Genomic DNA, 21,154 nt, shown 5'->3' on the forward strand with positions numbered 1-21,154 from the left:
GGTGAAAACAGACATAAAAGTATGTAAAGTGCCTTTGTGGTTTAAAAAGGCACATTGCATATGGTCGGCACAGCAATTGTTAACTGCCCTGATACAACGAAAGCCTTGTATTAGGCAGGTACATATGCAAACTCCTCATTTAAGAAAACTATCAGCTGCCGGCGTGCTGATTACGCTTGGAATCATTTTTGGTGATATTGGTACTTCACCACTTTACACATTTCAAACTTTATTAAAAGAAGGCGGCCGGGCCGATGCTTTTTTAGTGTTGGGCGCCATCTCCTGCGTGTTCTGGACACTTACACTACAAACCACTTTTAAATATATCATTATCACACTACAGGCCGATAATAAAGGCGAGGGTGGCATTTTCTCATTATACGCTTTAGTGAGGCGGTATGGTAAAAAGCTGGCTATACCGGCTATTATTGGTGCCGGTACTTTACTGGCCGATGGTATTATTACACCGCCCATCTCGGTTACCTCAGCTATTGAGGGTTTGGGCCTGGTGCCTGCGTTGAGCAAGGATTTTATTCCGGGCAACGAATTGATTTTGGGCATTGTCATTGGCATTTTGTTGTTATTATTCTTTTTTCAGCAATTTGGTACCAATGTGGTAGGTGCAGCATTTGGGCCGGTAATGCTTATCTGGTTTTTGATGCTGGGTACATTAGGGATGAGTCAGGTAGTACATTGCCCTGCTATATTTAAAGCGCTGAATCCTATGTATGGCTGGCATTTGCTTACCGAGCATCCTAACGGCTTTTGGCTGTTAGGCGCTGTGTTTTTGTGTACCACCGGTGCCGAGGCGTTGTACTCAGATTTGGGGCATTGCGGCCGCAAGAACATACAAGTAAGCTGGATATTGGTAAAAGTGTGCCTGGTATTAAATTACCTGGGGCAGGGGGCCTGGGTGCTTACTCAAACCAAGTATCATAGTTTCGAGGGCGTTAATCCGTTTTTTGAAATTGTACCGCATGCTTTTTTGATACCGGCTATTGGTATTGCTACGCTGGCTACCATTATTGCCAGTCAGGCGCTCATCAGCGGCTCTTTTACCCTCATCAGCGAAGCCATCAGTATGAATTTCTGGCCGCGGGTAACCGTAAAATTCCCCTCCAACATCCGGGGACAAATTTATATTCCCAGCATTAACTGGATTTTGTGTTTTGGCTGTATCGCGGTAGCCTTGTACTTTAAAACTTCTGAGGCGATGACGGCAGCTTACGGTTTTTCTATTACCGTAGCCATGCTGATGACCACCTTTTTAATGTACTACTTTATGCGTTACAAGAAGCACTGGCCGTTGTGGATAGTGATAATAATTGTGTGCATGTTTGTAGCCGTTGAGGGTTCATTCTTTGTGGCCAATGCTGTAAAAATTGTAAAACGGTTATTCTTCCTGGTATTTGAAGTAGGCTTGATTTTTACCATGTACATTTGGTACCGCGCGCGCCAGATTACCAATCGCTTTCTGACTTTTGTTGATTTGAAGGATTACATACCGATGCTAAATGCCTTGAGTCAGGATGAGGGCATCCCAAAATTTGCCACGCACCTGATCTATTTAACCAAAGCCAATAACAGCCGACAGATAGAGGAAAAAGTTATCTATTCCATTTTGAGCCGCAAACCCAAGCGGGCCGATGTGTACTGGTTTGTGCATATTGAGCGTACCGATGAACCGTACACAATGGAATATACTGTAGAAGAGCTGGAAAACGATAAAATTATCAGGCTGGAGTTCCGCATTGGTTTCCGTATTCCAGCGCGCATTAATGTATTGTTCCGTAAAGCGCTGGAAGAAATGATTGCCCGCGGCGAACTGGACATCACCAGCCGCTACGCTTCACTGGGAAGCTACAACTTGCCGGCGGATTTTCAGTTTGTACTCATCGAGCGTTTCCTGTCTTACAATAACATCCTGAGCACAGCAGAAAGCTTTATCCTGAACAGCTATTTTAATATCAGCAACCTCGCCATGAGTGATGCCAAGGCTTTCGGGCTGGATACCAGTGAGACAAGGATTGAAAAGATACCATTGGTGGTTAATCCACTTAGTAATATCAAGCTAAAGCGGGTAGAAGTATAGGCGACCGGTAATTTCAAAAGCTTTCGGACGCGTCATTGCTTCATACCTCGCAATTACGCGTTTAGGAAAATGTACATACTTTATATACCCGTAAACTCTTTTAAAAAGAGTTAGAACGCTTAGATTTCAAGCCAGCGATGCAGGCAAAATCAACATACATTCATTCTGTATTAATTATACAGCAGGCTTTTTTATATGTAACTAAAATCTTGATTTAGGAAAATTAAGGAAAAATGTAGTACCCACATTGGTTTCGGTTTCAAACCACACCTTGCCGCCTGCATTTTCAATAGAATTTTTAACGAAGGCCAGCCCTAAACCTGTACCCGAACTTTTGGTAGTAAAGTTAGGCTCAAATATGCGTTCGCGAAGATTATCGGGGATACCGTTACCGTTATCTTTTATTTTAAGCAAGATGCTGTGCTGATGAATGTTGTAGTCAATTTGAATATCTCCGGGCCGCTCTGGTGGCATGGCTTCAATCGCATTTTTTAACAGGTTGTTAAAGCAGCGCAGCAACTGGTCGCGGTCGGCCAAAATCATAAATTTAGCATCATCGGCCTGGAAATCAATTTTTACATTATCCATATGTTTAAATATGGTAACTGCCTGGCTTAACAAATCCAGGATATTAACCCGCTCCATGCGTGTATCCGGCATTTTAGCGAAAGCCGAAAACTCGGATGCAATGGACGACAAGCTTTCAATTTGCTCCACAAACGATTTGCTGAAACGCTCAAACTTCGTATCAAATTTAGGGTCTTTATCCTTCCATGATTTTTCGAGCAGCTGCAAGCCCAGTTTTAGCGGCGTAAGGGGGTTTTTAATTTCGTGCGCTACCTGCTTGGCCATTTCGCGCCATGCGCTTTCCCGCTCAGATTGTGCCAGGCGGCTGGCGCTGTGCTCCAGCGCAGCAATCATGTGGTTATATTCTTTCACCAAGGCACCAATCTCATCGTCACGCTCCCAGGCAATCGGCTCATTCTTTTTGCCATATACCGTACGGCTCAGGCTTTGCTGTATAAAATTAAGCGGCGCTGTAATTTGTCGCGCTACCACAACTGCCAGCAAGCCGATGGCAATAAAAATAAGCGCATAAATATTAATCATGGCATTCAGCAACGAGCCAATGCGTTCCTTGTAGTCGGCCTCATTAGAGAAATAAGGCAGTTGCAGATAGCCTATAGTCTCATTTTTTGAGTCGCGGATGGGTGCGTAAGCTGATTTAAATTTCAAATCGCCAATTTGCTCTGCATTTACCACTACAGATTTTTGAAGTTTATCCAGCTGCACATAGGCACGCCCGTTCATGCGGCGGGATAATAGTCCATAATCGTATATTTTAGGCTGGGTAGCCAATACCGGTATGCCCTGTTTATTAAAGAGAGTAATGTCAGCCGAAAAGTTTTCAGCAAACTCATTAAACAGCAGTTGGCTATTGTCGGTCATCTCACGCAGCCGGTCAATTTGGCTGGCCTCAAATGCCGAAGCTACCCGGGTGGCTTTATCAGCCATCATTTCATCCTGCTGTTCAATGTACTGCGATTTGATAGAGAGGTAGGTAATTACCCCTACCAGCACCAGCGTAAGCACAACAGAAAAAATCATGAATAATTGTATGCGGGTTTTGTACAGAATGCGGTTCAACTTTACTTTGAACGACCAAATAAGCTGGTTGTCTTTAATGCTTAATACCTTTACCCGTGCCCAAAGCCAGATGATCGTCATGGCAATTAAGCCAAAGGCAAGCAGCACAATAAAAAAGAAAGTAAGCGTGTTGATGCTGTTAAATGCCGTGTCATCTTCGCGGGTTACAATAATGAGTTTGCGCTGACTGGGCTGATAAATTAAGTGGTTGTATTTGGCAACCCGCTGAAACCAGGGTTTGGCTTGGTTGGCATCTTGCGTGGTTTTGAAGGTATAGTTTTTAAGTTTACCGGTAAACTCGGTGTTTACGGTATTATAAATGTATTTGCCGTTCTGACTTTGCAGATTACCATTGCTGTAAAAGGCATAAGAATAACCTTTAAACTCGTTACCTGTGGTTAGCTCACTGTTTACCAACACCTGCGGATAAGAGTAGTTAAACTGTAGTGGTTTTGATTTTAAATCAATAATAATAGTACCCAGTAATTTACCTTCCTGGTATACCGGAATAATAGCAAAGTAGCTCTTAAACCCAAAAGCATTGTTTTCACGATAAAAGTAATCTGATACTTTAAATGAGCTGTAAAGTACCATATCCTTAAAATCGCTGAGGGCAAAGCGGTTAGTGGCGTCAATAGCTTTACCGGCTGCATCAAACTCATTGATTTTTAGATTATAATCAGTGAGGTAACCATCAAAATAGTTGGTTTGGAAATGGGTTTTCAGGTACTCGCCGGTATAAGAATGATTGAGAAAGTATTCGGTAAGTACCTGGTCGTGCGTGATGCGTTTTTCTACCTGCCTGAACAGGCGGTTGGCCACGGTATCATCTGCATTTTCCAGTTTATGTATTAATACCTTGCGCAACTCTTTTTCTTTAAGCGACCGGAAACCGCTGAATTTTACAGCTACGATTAATGAAAAAATAACAATAATACCAAGGAAAGAAAATGGCTCAAACCTGCTCCGGTTATATAATACGGCATACCCCCTGATAATCACAATGGCACCCCATAAAATAAAAAGCAAAGTAAACACTTGGTGATACCAGGTAGAAGCTAAGGTAAGCAGGGCCATGCTGCCTGTAACAATATATAGTTTTTGATTCTGTGACAGCATAAGCCGGTTGCTCAGGCTTACAAATGCTTCATTGAATAAGAATACGCTGAGCAGGCAAAAACATAGCACAATAACAGCCAGCACACTGTAGCCCGATAAATTCAGGATATTATCTAAATCAAAATTAACGCCCGATTTAATTACCAGGCCGGCAAACAGGTTGAGCAACTGCGTAAGCAGTAAGGCAATAATTACTACGCCTGCAGTAGCCATAATATAAGCCGGCCACTTAATGAGCCGTTTTCGAAATAAACGGTGGCGGTAATAATATACAAAAGAGGCTATCCAGCACAAGCCTAAAATGTTAAGACAAAGGTCGCCCAGTGAGGGAAAGACCGGCCCGTTATGATAAAATTTATGGCTGAAAAGCGACAATTCATAAATTACAGAAGGGTAACTGTAATATAAATTAATAAAGCGCAGACCAACAACAAATGTACTTAACAGGCCAACCGCAACCCATATGCGGCCTCTATTGGCATAATGCACCGCCATTAAATGCATAAGCAGGCATAAAACTAACAGGCCTGCACCCCACAACAATACCTCAAAATCTAAAAAAATATGATTTTCTCTAAACCCCTGCTTTAATTTAACCGAAAACAGGTATTGATGATTAAGGCTGCTGATGGTAGTTACCCGCCTGTCGCTGATATCTGCAATTTCCAGGTTGTCATCAGTTAGCAGGTCGCGGTCAAAGCAATTGCCTAAGTATTGATTTTGTATTTGATAATCACTACGGATGGGAATAAAAAACATGGCGCTGAAATTGCCCTGCGTTTTTTTAATTACTTCGTAGTAGCCATTTGGCTGATGGATTAAAGAGGTGCCATCTTTGATTATAGCCGGATTATTGGGAAGGACTTTAATACCCGACCAGAAATTGATCTTACCATTATGCAGGGTAAGCATCCAAATTCTTTTTTCACGGGTATATTCGTCAATCAGATTAAAAGCATGCTCTGGCTTTTGGTTGAGTGTTTTAAGTTGATTGAATTTTTCGGCGGTAAGCAGTTGGTTAACCCATTTTTCTTTTTTGTGAAGGTGATCTTCCAGCGTTTTTGCCGATTGAATTAAGTTATCCTGCGGAGTATAAAACCAACGCACAATTACTGCTGTGAACATTAAACTGGCACACAGCAGCGCCAGCAGAATACGTATTTTTACCGAAACACTCAACTTCGTAACTTTAGAACTCAATACAGGAAACTAAAATACTACAAAAAATATAAGCCACAGTTTCCTGCGGCTTATATTTTTATTCGTTTATGGCGGCGCTGGCGGTAACAGCGGTGCGGTCTACCTTTTTTACCAAGCCTTGTAAAACATTACCGGGGCCGGTTTCAGTAAATGAGGTAGCACCATCCTCCAGCATGTGCATCAGGGTTTGTGTCCAGCGCACAGGGCCGGTTAACTGGGCAATCAGGTTATGTTTAATCTGCTCAGGGTCGGTATGCGGTTTGGCATCAATATTTTGATAAATAGGGCATACCGGAACAGAAATTTGTGTATTCACAATGGCAGCTTCCAGCTCGGCACGCGCTGCTTCCATTAAAGGCGAATGGAAAGCGCCGCCTACATTTAATTTTAACGCACGTTTGGCGCCGGCTTCTTTTAATTTTTCGCAAGCTGCATCAACTCCGGTAATAGTGCCCGAGATTACCAACTGACCTGGGCAGTTATAATTAGCCGGAACCACTACGTCGCTTACACGCTGGCAAATATCCTCTACTGTAAAATCATCAAGGCCTAAAATAGCAGCCATGGTTGAAGGTTGAATTTCGCAGGCTTTTTGCATTGCATTGGCACGGGCCGCCACCAGGCGCAAACCATCTTCAAATGATAAACCACCTGCCGCTACCAGGGCCGAGAATTCGCCCAGCGAGTGACCGGCTACCATATCAGGTTTAAAATCACTGCCCATTACTTTGGCTAATATCACCGAGTGTAAAAATATAGCAGGCTGGGTAACGCGGGTTTGCTTTAGGTCTTCTTCAGTACCGTTAAACATTACATCGGTAATGCTAAAGCCTAAAATCTCGTTGGCCTGCTCAAACAATCGGCGGGCCCGCTCATGGTTGTCATAAAGGTCTTTCCCCATGCCTGGGTACTGCGCACCTTGTCCGGGAAATAGGTATGCTTTCATTCGTTGGTTGATTAAGTGAGAGGTTGATTGTGTGAGTAGTTGATTAAGTGAATGACTCTAAACATAACCACTCACTTAATCAACTACTCACACAATCAACTCAATTTCGACGCTATTAAATTTAAAAATTCGGTGCGGGTTTTTTCTTTCAAAAACTCGCCGGTAAAGGCAGAAGTGGTGGTTACCGAGTTTTGTTTTTGTACGCCGCGCATGCTCATACATAAGTGGCGGCATTCAATTACCACGCCTACGCCCAAAGGCTCCAGGGTTTCTTGTATACAATCGCGTATCTCGTTGGTTAAACGTTCCTGCACCTGTAGCCGGCGGGCAAAGGCATCTACAATGCGCGGTATTTTGCTCAGGCCTACCACATGTCCGTTCGGGATATAAGCTACATGTGCTTTGCCAAAAAAAGGCAGCATGTGGTGTTCACACATCGAGTAAACCTCAATATCTTTTACCACCACCATCTGGCTGTACTCTTCTTTGAACATAGCCGATTTTAAAATCGCCTGTGCATCCAGTGCATAACCATGGGTTAAAAACAGCATGGCTTTGGCTACGCGCTCAGGTGTTTTCAGCAGCCCCTCGCGGGTAGGGTCTTCGCCAATTTGTTTCAGCACCTCGTTGTAATGGCCCGAGAGGCTGGCAATCAGCTCAGGGTTATAGCGGTCTACCTTGTGGTAACCATTAATGCCGGCATCGCGGTCCGGAATGTCGTTATCGTCAATCATGATTAGTTGATTAGTGAGTGGTTAATCAGGTGAGTGGTTGGTGAAATAAATAGTTATAAAATTTAACTGTTCACTCAATCAACTACTCGCTGTTCTCTATCCACCAAAATATTCAGCCGAATTATTCTCAGTTTCATATAGTTTCACTGAGTGTAAAAATACGCCTTCGTAAGCTTCAATGGGGCCCTTTAACTGGTTGAATATCTCAATGGTGAGTATTTCAGTAGATGCCATTTTGCCTGCCATAAAATCTACATCTTTATTGAGGTTTTTATGGTCGAGCTTGTCAATTACATACGTATTAATAATTTCTTTAAGTTCTTTTAAATCTATCAGGTAACCGGTGGCGTGGGTTATTTCACCTTTTACGGTTACAAACAGGTTGTAATTGTGGCCGTGCCAGTTGGGGTTGGCACACTTGCCAAATACTTCCTGGTTTTTTTCTGCGCTCCACTCCTCGCGGTACATGCGGTGGGCGGCATTAAAATGCTCTCTGCGCGTAATGTGAATCATCATAACAAAATTGGGTGCAAATATACAAAACAAAAACAGGTGGGTTGTTTTATATTAGCTTGCAAAAAACAACCTATGAAAGTATTGGTAGTATCGGCCACGCCATTTGAAGTAGCACCCTTAACTGCACATTTTGGCAGCGAGGTAGAAGTACTGGTAACCGGTGTAGGGATGGTGGCTACTGCTTTTGCTTTAGGCAAGCACCTGGCTGGCCATCAGTATGATTTATTGTTGAACCTAGGTATAGCCGGTAGCTTTGACCGCAACATTAAACTGGGTGAGGTGGTAGAAGTGAGTACCGACACACTATCAGAATTAGGCGCTGAGGATGATAGCCGTTTCATTACTATTAATGAATTGGGCTTTGGCGAGGGAGAATTTGAAGCTACAGTTTCATTAGCTGATTACTACAATGCCGAACCGCTTAAAAAGGTAAACGCCATTACCGTAAACACTGTACACGGCAACGCGCATAGCATTGCACAGTTAATTGAACGGATGCCTGCTCAATTGGAAAGTATGGAGGGCGCTGCCTTCTTTTATGCCTGTCGGCAATACCAGGTGCCGGGCCTACAAATCAGGGCTGTGTCAAATTACGTGGAGAAGCGTAACCGCGATGCCTGGCAGATTGGGCTGGCTATTAAAAATCTGAATACTTTTGCTGTGAAACTTTTGAGTGAATTGTAAATAGAGAATAGTTGATTAGGTAAGTAGTGGTATTACTCATTATATTTTTCAACTACTCACCTAATCAACCACTCACGTAATCAACTATTACTACCATGAAACTAACACTCGGCTTTTCGCCATGCCCAAATGATACGTTTATTTTTGATGCGCTGATTCATCATAAGATTGATACCGAAGGATTGGAATTTGAAGTATTTTACGATGATGTGGAAACATTAAACCAGAAAGCTTTTCGGGGCGAATTGGATGTGACCAAACTTAGTTACCATGCCTTTGCGTATGTGGCCAACCAGTATGTGTTGCTGGATGCCGGCAGCGCCTTAGGCTTTGGCGTAGGCCCAATGCTGATTTGTAAGACTGATCCGGAGCAATTGCTTAACGAATTAAAAGCTCAAAACTCAAAAGTTAGAATTGCTATTCCGGGCAAATATACTACCGCTAATTTTTTATTGAGCCTGGCCTTCCCCGAAGCGCAAGACAAGCAGATACTGGTATTTTCGGATATTGAGAATGCCGTATTGGACGGCCGGGTAGATGCCGGACTCATCATCCACGAAAATCGCTTTACCTACCAGGACAAAGGCCTAAAGAAAATTATTGACTTGGGCGATTACTGGGAAAAAGAAACCGGCTGTGCTATTCCGCTGGGCGGCATTGTAGCTAACCGTAACCTGCCAGAAGAGGTGCAACATAAAATTAACCGCGTATTGCACCGCTCGGTAGAGTTTGCTTTTGCCAACCCTAAATCGGGCCTGGATTTTATTCGTTCTCATGCCCAGGAAATGAGCGAAGAGGTAATGTACAAGCACATCGAATTGTACGTGAACCAGTATTCACTGGATTTAGGTGCGGAGGGCAAAAGGGCCATTCAGTACATGTTTGATAAAGCAAATGAAGAGGGTATTATTCCGGAAATTAAAGAGGAGCTCTTTTTGAACCCATAACCCCCCGAAGGGGGAAAAGAAAGTGTACCCACTCCGTCATTGCGAGGAACGAAGCAATCTTTCTGCATCTTGTTTTTACTTGGTGTATGAAGATTGCTTCGTTCCTCGTAATGACGGAATTTCATAAACACAAAAGCCGCTTAGTAAAGCGGCTTTTGTGTTACATATTATTTTTCTACTCCCCCTTCAGGGGGCTGGGGGGGTCAATACAGCAACGCATCATAAGGGTAACGTTCCTGATGAATAGCAATCACTTTATCATACAACAGCTTCCTGAACTCATCCACATTCTCTTTTTTCAAGGCCGAAATGAAGATAGCCGGGCTGTTATTGGCAGCCATCCAGCTGTGCTCAAATTCTTCAATGGTGAGTGGCTGGGCCGGGTCTTCGGGGTGGTGCTGTACTGGTTGATAGGCATCTATTTTGTTAAACACCGTGATAATAGGTTTGTCAATTACGCCTAAATCTTTTAACGTTTCGTTCACCGTTCTAATCTGATCCTCAAAGTTAGGATGCGATACATCTACTACATGAATTAAAATATCAGCCTCGCGTACCTCATCCAGTGTAGATTTAAAACACTCTACCAAATGGTGGGGCAGCTTACGGATGAACCCTACGGTATCGGACAACAGAAAAGGCAAATTATCAATTACTACTTTACGCACCGTAGTGTCCAGCGTAGCAAACAACTTGTTTTCAGCCAGGATATCTGATTTAGATATCATGTTCATGATGGTAGATTTACCTACGTTGGTATACCCTACCAAGGCCACACGCACCAGCTGATGGCGATTTTTGCGCTGAGTTTCGTTCTGCTTGTCAATATTCCGCAGCTTTTCTTTCAACAGCGATATCTTGTTCAAAATTAAACGACGGTCAGTCTCAATCTGCGACTCACCCGGGCCGCGCATACCGATACCACCTTTCTGGCGCTCCAAGTGGGTCCACAAACGGGTTAAACGTGGCAGCAGGTATTGCAGCTGCGCCAGTTCCACCTGCGATTTAGCCTGCGAGGTTTGCGCACGACCGGCAAAGATGTCTAATATCAGATTACTGCGGTCTAAAATTTTAACCTGCAACTCGTTTTCAATATTGCGCAGTTGTGAAGGTGAAAGTTCATCATCGAACACCACCATATCTATTTCTTCGGCCTTTACGTAAGCCTGTATCTCTTCCAGTTTACCTGAACCTACAAAGGTAGCACGATCCGGCTTTTGCATTTTTTGCGTAAAATATTTTACCGTGAGTCCGCCGGCTGTAGTTACCAGAAACTCCAGCTCCTCCAAGTATTCTTTCTCCTGTTCTTCGGTTTCATTAGGTGTAATGATACCTACCAAAACAGCCTTTTCTTGCTTAATAGCAGTATCATAAAATTTTTGTCTCATTACTGATGATAGGGCAATTGAAATGCCAAGTTAATAAAAGGGGCATAATAAGTTAAAATAGTGCGAATTAATGCCAAAATAGCAGTGATAAATTGATGTATAGCGCCAAGTCTTCGTTTAATTCAAATGACTGACAATTGCTCTAAAACTAAAATAATAAAAAGCAGGTTATCTAAAATATACTGATCAGATACGCTATTATAATTTATGGAAACTCAAGAAACTGTTAAAAATATAGCCCGCATCGTGCTGGGCGCTAACCTTATTGTTGCCGGCATAGGGCATTTAACTTTTGCCCGCAAAGGCTTTCAAGCCCAGGTACCCAACTGGGTGCCTTTAACCAAAGATGATACCGTAGTTTACTCCGGTTATGTTGAGATTGCTTTAGGCAGCGCCATCGTATTTGCCCCTAAAAAATATCGAGAAACTGTAGGTAAAATTGCAGCTTCGTTTTTTACCGCCGTTTTTCCGGGTAATGTTGCGCAATATACCCATCACCGCAGCGCATTAGGTTTAAATACCGACCAAAAACGGTTTACGCGCTTGTTTTTCCAGCCCGCTTTAATATTGTGGGCATTGGGCAGCACCCATCAAAAATAGAATTTAAATAAACTTAAAATAACTGCTCATCACTCGGTTTGCAGATGGCCTTTCGCCAGGCTAACGATTGCCGGTTATCTGCAAAAAGCAATTGCGGCTGATGTAGCCAGGCTTCCATCCGGGCAATCATTTGTTCAAGTTGCGCTTCACTTAACTGACTGATCGCAGTTTTGGATGAATTAAGGTGATGATACCATACGTCCTGAAACAGCCAGTCTAATACAATGCGGTTAAAGCAGTGGTTGTGGCGAACTGGTTGGGTAAAAGCTGCAGGAAGTGTTTCGTTTAAAAGTTGTTTGTAGCGGGAAATTAAGGCAGCATGGGTTTTCATTTTGCTACTGTGACTGTATCCAATACATTTGATGCTTAATTACTAAACCTCATGTTTTTAAAGGCTTCTGCTATCTTAATCCAGCAAATTGAAACAGGGAATTAAACAAACAAACCATTATGATTTCTTTATGGTTTGCTTGTTTGTTTTATACCATAACTTCTGGCTTTATATAATTATGGGTTAATACGAGGGCGGCCAGAATAATAAAAATGAGTGCTTTCGTCGTCATTCAAGGTTACGCCCACCCGTGCAACTCCACTGGGGTCAACTGTGCCACTAAAATCACTTACATAATCAGTAGTAGAATTAAAAACGTAAACTCCAGTTACCTGGGCAAATCCATCTGGTTGATCTTCGCCCCAAATTTCATAGGTAAGACCATTCCGGTCAAAGTAGCCAATAACCCGCTCCTGTGTTTTTGTGGCTTGAGTTGCGTTACAAACTTTTGAGGAGATTTGCTTTACTGTAAATGATGAGGACATAATTACCAAAAGCATCATAGCACATAAATACATTAATTTCTTCATAGTGTTATATTGGTTTAATTTATATGCAAAATATAAAATTAAAAGCAATAAGATGCTTCTTTGAAAATATTTTTTTAATTATACTGCTTACTTGCCTGCCATTCATAGTTGCATTATTAAGATGACACGCAAATATTTTATTTTCAGTAAATTAAATGATTACTTAAAAGTGGAATGCGATATGCGTAATGCCGACTATGTTTTGTGAAATTCTTATATTGTTTTAAAAAAAGAGGATGTTAACTTCAGGTTAACTTAGGTGTATTTCGGGTTATCTCCCTGCATTCACTTTAAAGCGCATCACTCGTTTATAGTCAAATAAGATGTCGAGGTAGTTGAGCGAATAATCCCTCACTACGTAAGCAAACTCATAAGTATTGCCATGCTGCCGGTAAGGAATATATTGCTGCCGTTTGAGTGCCATAGAGTCAAGTACTCGTACGGCTTCCCGCTTATTGATGTATTGCATCGTCCATATTTCCTGGTTTTGAAACATGTTGGAGTTGATCTGCACTTTCTGTACCGGGCCGGGATAAACGATAGAGAACCGCACGGTATCACCCCGTTTGGCATTGATGATGCCATTTTTAGGCGCAATTAAATGAATATCAGCAACTACATCAGATTCATAAAAGGGATTGGCTGAAAAATCTGTCTGGGTATAGCGGGGCAGCAGCACCCATTTTGTATCTTCAGGGAAGTGGTTTTTGGCAAAGTCGGCCGCGGGTGTAAGCCAGTAATACTCATTATAGTGCTTATGAAACTCCTTCAAACGGCCATCATCATCTTTGGCGCAGCCGCCTGCCGCCCAGGTAGCATCCAGCAGGTGATAAGTGCCATTGAGCCATACGGCGTTCCAGGCATGGTCAAGATCGCCGGGTGTGCCTATCTCATAAAATTGCGTGCGCGTATAGCCGGTTACCATTTCAGCTTCGATACCTGCTATGCGGCACATGCGTTTAAACAGCAGTGCATAGCCTTCACATACGGCCTTGCCGGTATTCAGGGCTTTATCTATATAGCCATTCTCCCATACCTGCTTTTTGATCTCACAATCGCGTTCATCATTGCAATGATACGTTTTAGGTTCCTTGCCTTTGTAGGCATATCGGTTATAGTACTTATGGTCGTAAGCAATGTTATCCGTAATCCACCTGAAGATGGCCCGGGCTTTCAGTGTTTGGTCGGTAAAGGGGTCAGTCAGTTGGTGGGTGAGGCGGGGTAAGTCGCCCTCATAACGGATATGGAGGGCCAAGGTATCAGCTTTTGAATAATCAATCTGGTGAACAGGTTGTGCAAACAGCAATGCAGGGGTAATCCAGAAGGATAAACAAATGAGAAGTTTATAGATGTTCATTGATAAAGCAGGTTAAGGTTCTGGTTGATAAATATAACCTTTCCAACTTGTAATTAAAACTGTACAGCTACTCAAATTATCATTGCATCTCTCTTACAAAGTCTACCATCGCCTCACCGGGATTAGTCTGCTTCATGAAATTCTCGCCAATTAAAAATCCGCTGAAGCCGGCCTGTTTCAATTGGTTAATGATAGCCGGATCGCTGATAGCACTTTCAGATACTTTCAAAAATTCATTCGGGATATGTTCCGCTAACTGGAAAGAGGTATCTACTGATACACTAAAATCGGCCAGGTTGCGGTTGTTTACACCAATGGCATCCAGGTTAGGGTCGATGCTTCGCTGCAGCTCTTCCAGATTGTGCACCTCCAGCAGTACGCTCATCTCCATGCCTTTGGCCAAGGCAGCAAATCGTTTAATTTGCTCTGGTGTAAGAATAGCAGCAATCAACAGAATTACATCGGCACCAATGGCTTTGGCCTCTACAATCTGATATTCATCAATCATGAAATCCTTGCGCAGGATGGGAATTTCATTCACTCGGCGAGCCTTGGTCAGGTCGCGTTTGCGGCCCATAAAAAACTTATTGTCTGTTAACACAGAAAGACATGATGCCCCGGCGGCGTTATAAGCCTGTGTAACTTCCATTACGTCTGCTTCGCCGTTGATCACACCTTTAGAGGGTGAGCGGCGCTTAAACTCGGCAATAATACCGGTACGGGCCGGGTCGGTTAAAAACTGCTTCAGTGAGTATGGCGTACGGTGGAAGTGTTCGGCTTCTTCTAACGTAGTATACGAAAAGCGCTTTTTACCTGCTTCTACTTCTGTTCTTTTATGTGCAACAATGCGATCTAATATGGTCATACGCCCTCCGCCCCCTAAAGGGGGAACTTTTGTGTGATGTTTTGTCATTGCGAGCGATAGCGTGGCAATCGCTTGCTGTACAGAGGCGCAGATGCCTCCGTGCGATTGCCACGCTATCGCTCGCAATGACAAAGCTGTATATGTTATATTCTGCTAATTTAAAAACTCAAACCAATGAACCCATAAAAAACTCTAACTCCTGCTTCCCCTTTAGGGGGCCGGGGGGCTAATCCAATTCGCCAGCATTGCCTTACCATGATCGGTCAGTACCGATTCAGGGTGAAATTGTACGCCACGCACATCATAAGTGTTATGGCGCAGGGCCATAATAGAGTTGTCTTTTTCATCAATGGCCGTAACGGTTAATTCAGCAGGTAGCCCTTCGTGATTCACCACCCAGGAGTGATAGCGGGCCACATTAATGGTTTCGGGCAGGCCGGTAAACAACTGCTCGCCGCTTTCGGTAACCTTTACCGGTGTGGCAATACCATGCATGGGGCGGCTCAAATTATGCAAGGTGCCGCCAAAAGCTTCGGCAATAGCCTGTTGGCCCAGGCATACGCCCAAAATGCTTTTCTTTGGCGCATATTCTTTGATTACATCTAAAAGCAATCCTGCTTCCGACGGTATACCCGGACCCGGTGACAGGATGATTTTATCAAACGCTTCCACATCTTCCAGTTTAAACTGGTCATTACGCCATACTTCGCATTCCAGGCCCAATTCATTTACCAGGTGCACCAGGTTGTAAGTAAAAGAATCGTAATTATCTATAATCAGTATGCGGGGTGCACCGCTGTGTTCATTAGTCATTGGTTCATTAGTTGTTCGTTCCAAACTTGTTAATTAACTCCCTCTCCTTCGGAGAGAGCCGTGGTGAGGTTCTTAAAGTTCCTCTGCCAACTCCATTGCCCGGCGCAGGGCGGCTACTTTGTGATTTATTTCGTTCAGTTCGCTTTCGGGTACCGAATCGGCCACAATGCCTGCGCCTGCCTGGTAGTGCAGCGTATTGTTTTTGCTTAAAAAAGAGCGGATCATGATGGCATGGTTGAAATCGCCGTTGAAACCCAGGTAACCCAGGGCGCCGCTGTAAAAGCTGCGCTTAATGTTTTCATTCTCGTCAATAATTTCCATCGCCCGGTATTTGGGTGCACCACTTAGCGTACCGGCCGGAAAGGTATCGGCCACAATTTTAAATGAAGGCACACCGGGTTTTAATTTGCCGCTTACTTTAGATACCAGGTGAATGAGGTGGGAGTAGTATTGTATTTCTTTAAACGCTTTTACTTCCACCTGCTCGCAATGGCGGCTTAAATCATTACGGGCCAAATCTACCAGCATCACGTGCTCGGCTGACTCTTTAGGGTCATTCTCCAACTGACGGGCTATTTCGGCATCCTTCTCATCGTCGCCGCTGCGCCTAAAGGTGCCAGCAATGGGGTGAATAGTTGCCACCCGATTTTTAATGGTAATCTGCGCCTCGGGCGATGAGCCGAAAATGCGGAAGTTGCCATAATCAAAATAAAACAGATACGGCGAAGGATTGATGGACCGCAGGGCACGGTACACGTTAAACTCATCGCCGGTAAACTGCTGCGAAAAACCGCGCGAAGGCACAATCTGGAACACATCGCCCCTATACACGTGCTGCTTCATCTTTTCTACGATGCTGATAAAGCCTTCATCGGTAAGGTTAGATTGTTCGCTGCCTTTCAGGTTGAACTGATACTCCGGGAAGTTTTTGTTTTTAATGAGATATTCAATTTTCTCCAAGCCGTCAGTATCATTATCACCAAACTGGTTATGAAAAATGTACAGTTCGTTCTTGAAGTGATCAATACCGATAATATAACGGTAAAAATGATACTGCATTTCCGGTATTTTGCGCACATCGTTTTCACCACTTTTCAGGCGGATGGTTTCAAAATGCTCTACGGCCTCATGGGTAAAATAACCGAATAAACCGTTGGAGATGAGCTTTACCGGTGCATCCTGTGTGCTAAAGGTTTTTAAGAAGCCGTCTACCTCATCGGGCAAACTAAAAGTGCCGGGGGATAGACTTTCTTCACTGCCATCCGGAAAATGTTTGTTGAGAGTACCATCACTTAATATTAATCCGCCGGCCGGATCGCAGCAAATATAGCTGTGGCTGTTCTCGCGGCTGTGGTAATCAGAGCTTTCCAGCAGCAGCGAATTCGGGAAGATATCGCGCAGGCGGAGGTAGATGCTCACCGGTGTAGTGGTATCTGCCAGTATTTTTTTGAAGGTGGTTGTAATGGTAAACTTACTCATCAGAAAACGGTATAAAAAAAGAAAACCCGGCACTTACTTGTAGCCGGGTTTCATTATCAGGTTTATAATTGTTTAATCTTTCAATTCCATAAAAACTTCCGGCGCTCTATAGTATAGAGTGCCACCAGTTTTGAGCGATATGTGCATTGTTCATGTGCATCACCGTAGCAAATATATAAAGAAATTTAGTTTTGCAAATTTTTTCTGCAAAAAAATAAAATTATGCTGTTACCTGAAAAAATCCTCTTTTGCTGAGCACAATTGCCACTGCAACAAGCACTAAAGCCAGGGTGTAAAAAATAGTAATGGCGCGGTGTTTGGCTTCGGGTAAAACCAGTTTTTTTGCGCGACTGTGGCCAATAGTAATCAACACAATAGCAAAAATCATCATGGTAATGTGCTCCGAAGTCCAGTAGCGGGTTTCAAAGCTTTTCATGGCAGCACTGGTAAACTGTACATAAGGGCTTAAAAAGTATAGTGCTAAACCTAACAGTAACTGAATATGTGCCGAAATCATGGCAAACAGGTTGAGTTTCCGGTTGCCGTCGGTATAAGGCTTTTTGCCCAGCCAGCCGGTTAATGATTGCAAAATGGCCAGTAATACCAGCAACATCACCACAAAGCGGAAGCCGGAGTGTAAATGCTTAATAATATCGTAAGTTGACATTGTGATTTTTTTGCCGAAGATACGAAAAAGACATCAAAGCCTGTTTTCCGGCCGCTTTTGTTGTAACAAATGCGTATGAATGGATAAGGATAAAGTGATTAAAACTATATTTAAAGGTCTAATCATTAAATTATTGTTAAACGCTGATGAAAAAACTTTTACTTTTTTGTTTTGCCCTGCTCATTGCTGATTTAAGCCAGGCGCAGGAAACCTTTCCGGTCAATGGGCCGGCCGACATCAGGCCGGGGCAGTATGCCTTTACCCATGCCACCATTGTAGTAAGCGCCGATCAAACCATTGAAAACGGTACCCTGCTGGTAAAAGATCGCCAGATTGAGGCCGTAGGTGCAGGCACCACAGTACCGAAAGGTTATGTAGTGGTTGATTTAAAAGGCAAATACATCTATCCGGGTTTAGTAGATGCCTTTACTACCTATGGCATGCCCGAGGCACCACGCCAGGCCTTCCCGGCAGGCGGTTTTGGCCGGGTCTCTACACCGGTATCTACCAAGCCGGGTGCTTACGGCTGGAACGAGGCGATACGCCCTGATGTAAACGCCGGCAAACTTTTCCATGTAAATGCTACCCGTGCCGAGGAATATAAGCGCAATGGTTTTGCCACCGTACAAACCTTTGTGCAGGATGGCATTGCCCGCGGTACTTCGGCCGTAGTGAGCCTGGGTGATGAGCGCGATAACGAGGTGATGCTGAATGACCAGGCTGCTGCACATTACTCGTTCAGCAAAGGCACGGCGGCTACCAATTATCCATCGTCGCTAATGGGTAGCATTGCCCTGCTGCGCCAAACCTTTCTGGATGCCGCCTGGTACAAAACCCAAAATAAAGAGTACAATATCTCCTTAGCCGAATTTAACCGTACGCAAGCCCTGCCGCAAATTTTTGAAGTAGGCGATGTACAAAGTGTGTTGCGTGCCGCCAAAATTGGCCGCGAGTTTGGCAAACAATATATATTTAAAACCGATGGTGACGAGTATCAACGCATTGATGCCATTAAGGCTTTAGGCAGCAGTTTCATCATCCCGGTAAATTTTCCGGCGGCTTATGATGTAGAGAACCCACTGGATGCCCGCAACATCAGCTACGAGCAGATGAAGAGCTGGGAAATGGCACCTACCAATCCGGCGGCTTTAGAAAAAGCAGGCATCCGGTTTGCCATCACCTCTGCCGGTTTAACCAACAGCCGCGAGTTTTGGGCCAATATGCGTACTGCCATTGATAACGGTTTAACTGAGGCACAGGCCCTGCGCTCGTTAACCGTAATCCCGGCCGAAATGCTGGGCGTAAGCAACCAGGTAGGTACGTTAGCTAAAGGCAAACTGGCCAGCTTCATCATTACCTCAACCGGTTTGTTCAAACGCGATAATGTTATTTACGAAAACTGGGTGGAAGGCCGCCCATTTGTGGTCAACTCTATGAACATTGCCGACCTGCGTGGCACTTATGCCTTAACCGGCGACGGCCTGGCCGGTGCTACCCTGCGCATCACCGGTACACCATCGGCCTTAGAGGCCAGCGTGGAGCGTGCCAATGGTACTGATACTACCCGCACCCGCGGCACCTTAACCCGCAGCGGCGAGATGGTTACTCTATATTTCGATTTACGTAATAAACCGGCCGGCACCATGCGCCTGGAAGGTTATATTGCCTCTATGCAGCCAACCGTACTGCGTGGCAGCGGTGCTTTGCCTGATGGTACGCCTATTAAATGGACGGCTACCAATTCGGGCACTGCTGCAACATCAGCTGCAACCGGTGGACGTGGCGGTAACGCGGCTGGTGCCGGTCGTGGCAATGCATCCATCGGTACTTTAGTGTATCCGTTTACGGCACAAGGTTATACTGAAGTGCCTAAAGCTGAAACCGTATTATTTAAAAATGCTACCGTTTGGACCAACGAAAAAGAAGGCATCTTGCAAAATGCCGATGTACTGATTGAGGGTGGAAAAATAAAAGCTGTAGGCAAAGGCCTGGCCGCAGGTGGCGCTAAAGTAATTGATGCTACCGGCAAGCACATATCGGCCGGTATAGTAGATGAGCACTCGCACATTGCCGCTACGGGCGGTATCAACGAGGGTACACAAGCGGTAACTTCAGAAGTACGCATTGCCGATGTACTTGATGCCGAGGATATCAATATTTACCGCCAGCTGGCAGGTGGGGTGACTACTTCACACATCCTGCATGGTTCGGCCAATCCTATCGGTGGCCAAACCCAGTTAATGAAGCACCGCTGGGGTTTACTACCTGAGCAGTTGAAGTTTGAAGGTGCAGGCGGCTTTATCAAATTCGCTCTGGGCGAAAACGTAAAGCAAAGCAACGGCAACACGCCAAGTGGGCCAAACATCCGTTACCCGCAAACCCGTATGGGCGTAGAGCAGGTGTATGTAGATGCCTTCACCCGTGCCAAAGAGTACAAGGCGGCCCGCGCTGCTAAAAACAGTACCACCCGTCGTGATCTGGAGCTGGATGCTTTAGTTGAAATTCTGGACGGTCAGCGTAATATTACCTGCCACTCTTATGTGCAATCGGAAATTAATATGCTGATGCATGTGGCCGATTCCATGGGCTTTAAGATCAATACTTTTACCCACATTTTGGAAGGCTATAAAGTAGCCGATAAAATGAAGGTGCGCAACATTGCAGGTTCTACTTTTTCTGATTGGTGGGCTTACAAAATGGAAGTGGCTGAAGCCATCCCTTACAACGGTAAGCTGATGCACGAAGTTGGTGTAGTTACCGGCTTTAACTCTGACGATGCCGAGATGGCCCGCCGCCTGAACCAGGAAGCCGGCAAAGCGGTAACTTACGGTAACATGAGCCAAGAAGATGCCCTAAAACTGGTTACCCTGAACCCGGCTAAAATGTTACATGTAGACAACCGCATCGGTAGTCTAAAACCAGGTAAGGATGCCGACTTGGTGGTATGGTCGGCCAACCCGCTATCGGTTTACGCCGTAGCTGAAAAAACCTACGTAGATGGTGCCCCTTACTGGGATATGGAGCGCGATGCGCAGCAGCAAAAGGCCATGAAGGCCGATGAAAGCCGTATCATCCAAAAAATGATTGCTGCCAAAGGCCGTGGTGCAGTTACCCAACGCCCCGGCGGTTTCCAGCGCCCTCGCTTATACGAATGCGAAACCCTAGAAGATGATGCCTTTGTGGTAGCCGACGAGTACATGAAACACAAAGCCGAACTACAGAAATAACAACCCATTCAG

At 44.4% G+C, this 21,154-nt stretch carries 17 protein-coding genes; 5 read left to right on the forward strand and 12 right to left on the reverse strand.

The window, feature by feature from the left end; genetic code table 11:
• The first annotated feature begins 1 nt into the window (after window position 1).
• Entirely contained in the window at window positions 2-2,092 is a 2,091-nt protein-coding gene (locus tag ACYVNW_RS15115) for a KUP/HAK/KT family potassium transporter (RefSeq protein WP_460680709.1), read from the forward strand.
• A gap of 201 nt (window positions 2,093-2,293) precedes the next feature.
• Here ACYVNW_RS15115 and ACYVNW_RS15120 read toward each other — a convergent pair whose 3' ends face one another.
• The 4 genes from ACYVNW_RS15120 to ACYVNW_RS15135 form a co-directional block, all read right to left on the reverse strand.
• Window positions 2,294-6,058, reverse strand: coding sequence for a sensor histidine kinase (locus ACYVNW_RS15120; RefSeq protein ID WP_460680710.1), 3,765 nt, complete (start codon window positions 6,056-6,058; stop codon window positions 2,294-2,296).
• Window positions 6,059-6,116: 58 nt separating this feature from the next.
• On the reverse strand, window positions 6,117-7,004 hold the full coding sequence (gene fabD, locus ACYVNW_RS15125) for an ACP S-malonyltransferase (protein WP_460680711.1): 888 nt from the start codon (window positions 7,002-7,004) through the stop codon (window positions 6,117-6,119).
• Between the two features lie 95 nt (window positions 7,005-7,099).
• Window positions 7,100-7,738 carry a GTP cyclohydrolase I FolE gene (gene folE / locus ACYVNW_RS15130; protein ID WP_460680712.1) on the reverse strand — a complete coding sequence of 213 codons (639 nt, stop codon included), beginning with the start codon at window positions 7,736-7,738 and terminating at the stop codon, window positions 7,100-7,102.
• A 96-nt stretch (window positions 7,739-7,834) separates the two neighbouring features.
• Entirely contained in the window at window positions 7,835-8,251 is a 417-nt protein-coding gene (locus ACYVNW_RS15135; protein ID WP_460681024.1) for a 6-pyruvoyl trahydropterin synthase family protein, read from the reverse strand.
• A gap of 75 nt (window positions 8,252-8,326) precedes the next feature.
• Here ACYVNW_RS15135 and mqnB point away from each other — a divergent pair, with 75 nt between their 5' ends.
• Both mqnB and ACYVNW_RS15145 read left to right on the forward strand, forming a co-directional pair.
• Complete coding sequence (gene mqnB, locus ACYVNW_RS15140) at window positions 8,327-8,938, forward strand: futalosine hydrolase (RefSeq protein WP_460680713.1); 612 nt, start codon at window positions 8,327-8,329, stop codon at window positions 8,936-8,938.
• 95 nt (window positions 8,939-9,033) lie between these two features.
• Window positions 9,034-9,885 (forward strand): menaquinone biosynthesis family protein, encoded by an 852-nt coding sequence (locus tag ACYVNW_RS15145; RefSeq protein ID WP_460680714.1) that lies wholly within the window; start codon window positions 9,034-9,036, stop codon window positions 9,883-9,885.
• A 203-nt stretch (window positions 9,886-10,088) separates the two neighbouring features.
• On the opposite strand, the gene hflX is transcribed toward ACYVNW_RS15145, so the two are convergent.
• The gene (gene hflX / locus ACYVNW_RS15150; protein ID WP_460680715.1) at window positions 10,089-11,273 is read right to left on the reverse strand and encodes a GTPase HflX; all 1,185 of its coding nucleotides are present in this window, start codon (window positions 11,271-11,273) and stop codon (window positions 10,089-10,091) included.
• Window positions 11,274-11,480: 207 nt separating this feature from the next.
• On the opposite strand from hflX, the gene ACYVNW_RS15155 reads away from it, so the two are divergent.
• Window positions 11,481-11,873: a DoxX family protein gene (locus ACYVNW_RS15155; RefSeq protein ID WP_460680716.1), complete on the forward strand. Its 393-nt coding sequence runs from the start codon at window positions 11,481-11,483 to the stop codon at window positions 11,871-11,873.
• 13 nt (window positions 11,874-11,886) lie between these two features.
• On the opposite strand, the gene ACYVNW_RS15160 is transcribed toward ACYVNW_RS15155, so the two are convergent.
• The 7 genes from ACYVNW_RS15160 to ACYVNW_RS15190 all read right to left on the reverse strand — a co-directional run bounded on the left by ACYVNW_RS15160 (window position 11,887) and on the right by ACYVNW_RS15190 (window position 17,915).
• Window positions 11,887-12,204 (reverse strand): hypothetical protein, encoded by a 318-nt coding sequence (locus ACYVNW_RS15160; RefSeq protein WP_460680717.1) that lies wholly within the window; start codon window positions 12,202-12,204, stop codon window positions 11,887-11,889.
• Between the two features lie 176 nt (window positions 12,205-12,380).
• Window positions 12,381-12,734, reverse strand: a complete 354-nt coding sequence (locus ACYVNW_RS15165; protein ID WP_460680718.1) for a hypothetical protein — start codon at window positions 12,732-12,734, stop codon at window positions 12,381-12,383.
• Window positions 12,735-13,005: 271 nt separating this feature from the next.
• Window positions 13,006-14,091 carry a transglutaminase domain-containing protein gene (locus ACYVNW_RS15170; RefSeq protein WP_460680719.1) on the reverse strand — a complete coding sequence of 362 codons (1,086 nt, stop codon included), beginning with the start codon at window positions 14,089-14,091 and terminating at the stop codon, window positions 13,006-13,008.
• Between the two features lie 79 nt (window positions 14,092-14,170).
• A complete protein-coding gene (trpC, locus tag ACYVNW_RS15175) occupies window positions 14,171-14,956 on the reverse strand; it encodes an indole-3-glycerol phosphate synthase TrpC (protein ID WP_460680720.1) in 786 nt (261 codons plus the stop codon).
• Between the two features lie 210 nt (window positions 14,957-15,166).
• Entirely contained in the window at window positions 15,167-15,769 is a 603-nt protein-coding gene (locus tag ACYVNW_RS15180; RefSeq protein WP_460680721.1) for an anthranilate synthase component II, read from the reverse strand.
• 72 nt (window positions 15,770-15,841) lie between these two features.
• Window positions 15,842-17,248 (reverse strand): anthranilate synthase component I family protein, encoded by a 1,407-nt coding sequence (locus ACYVNW_RS15185; protein ID WP_460680722.1) that lies wholly within the window; start codon window positions 17,246-17,248, stop codon window positions 15,842-15,844.
• 220 nt (window positions 17,249-17,468) lie between these two features.
• A complete protein-coding gene (locus ACYVNW_RS15190) occupies window positions 17,469-17,915 on the reverse strand; it encodes a cytochrome B (RefSeq protein WP_460680723.1) in 447 nt (148 codons plus the stop codon).
• Between the two features lie 146 nt (window positions 17,916-18,061).
• Between ACYVNW_RS15190 and ACYVNW_RS15195 the strand changes: the two genes are divergently transcribed.
• Window positions 18,062-21,142 carry an amidohydrolase family protein gene (locus ACYVNW_RS15195; protein ID WP_460680724.1) on the forward strand — a complete coding sequence of 1,027 codons (3,081 nt, stop codon included), beginning with the start codon at window positions 18,062-18,064 and terminating at the stop codon, window positions 21,140-21,142.
• The last annotated feature ends 12 nt before the right edge of the window (window positions 21,143-21,154 follow it).

It is taken from the genome of Mucilaginibacter koreensis, from assembly GCF_054783355.1.

Coding starts and splice junctions, on each gene's coding strand:
- fabD (WP_460680711.1), bottom strand. CDS start 7,004: ATGAAAGCATACCTATTTCCCGGACAAGGTGCGCAGTACCCAGGCATG.
- folE (WP_460680712.1), bottom strand. CDS start 7,738: ATGATTGACGATAACGACATTCCGGACCGCGATGCCGGCATTAATGGT.
- ACYVNW_RS15135 (WP_460681024.1), bottom strand. CDS start 8,251: ATGATTCACATTACGCGCAGAGAGCATTTTAATGCCGCCCACCGCATG.
- mqnB (WP_460680713.1), top strand. CDS start 8,327: ATGAAAGTATTGGTAGTATCGGCCACGCCATTTGAAGTAGCACCCTTA.
- ACYVNW_RS15145 (WP_460680714.1), top strand. CDS start 9,034: ATGAAACTAACACTCGGCTTTTCGCCATGCCCAAATGATACGTTTATT.
- hflX (WP_460680715.1), bottom strand. CDS start 11,273: ATGAGACAAAAATTTTATGATACTGCTATTAAGCAAGAAAAGGCTGTT.
- ACYVNW_RS15155 (WP_460680716.1), top strand. CDS start 11,481: ATGGAAACTCAAGAAACTGTTAAAAATATAGCCCGCATCGTGCTGGGC.
- ACYVNW_RS15160 (WP_460680717.1), bottom strand. CDS start 12,204: ATGAAAACCCATGCTGCCTTAATTTCCCGCTACAAACAACTTTTAAAC.
- ACYVNW_RS15165 (WP_460680718.1), bottom strand. CDS start 12,734: ATGAAGAAATTAATGTATTTATGTGCTATGATGCTTTTGGTAATTATG.
- ACYVNW_RS15170 (WP_460680719.1), bottom strand. CDS start 14,091: ATGAACATCTATAAACTTCTCATTTGTTTATCCTTCTGGATTACCCCT.
- trpC (WP_460680720.1), bottom strand. CDS start 14,956: ATGACCATATTAGATCGCATTGTTGCACATAAAAGAACAGAAGTAGAA.
- ACYVNW_RS15180 (WP_460680721.1), bottom strand. CDS start 15,769: ATGACTAATGAACACAGCGGTGCACCCCGCATACTGATTATAGATAAT.
- ACYVNW_RS15185 (WP_460680722.1), bottom strand. CDS start 17,248: ATGAGTAAGTTTACCATTACAACCACCTTCAAAAAAATACTGGCAGAT.
- ACYVNW_RS15190 (WP_460680723.1), bottom strand. CDS start 17,915: ATGTCAACTTACGATATTATTAAGCATTTACACTCCGGCTTCCGCTTT.
- ACYVNW_RS15195 (WP_460680724.1), top strand. CDS start 18,062: ATGAAAAAACTTTTACTTTTTTGTTTTGCCCTGCTCATTGCTGATTTA.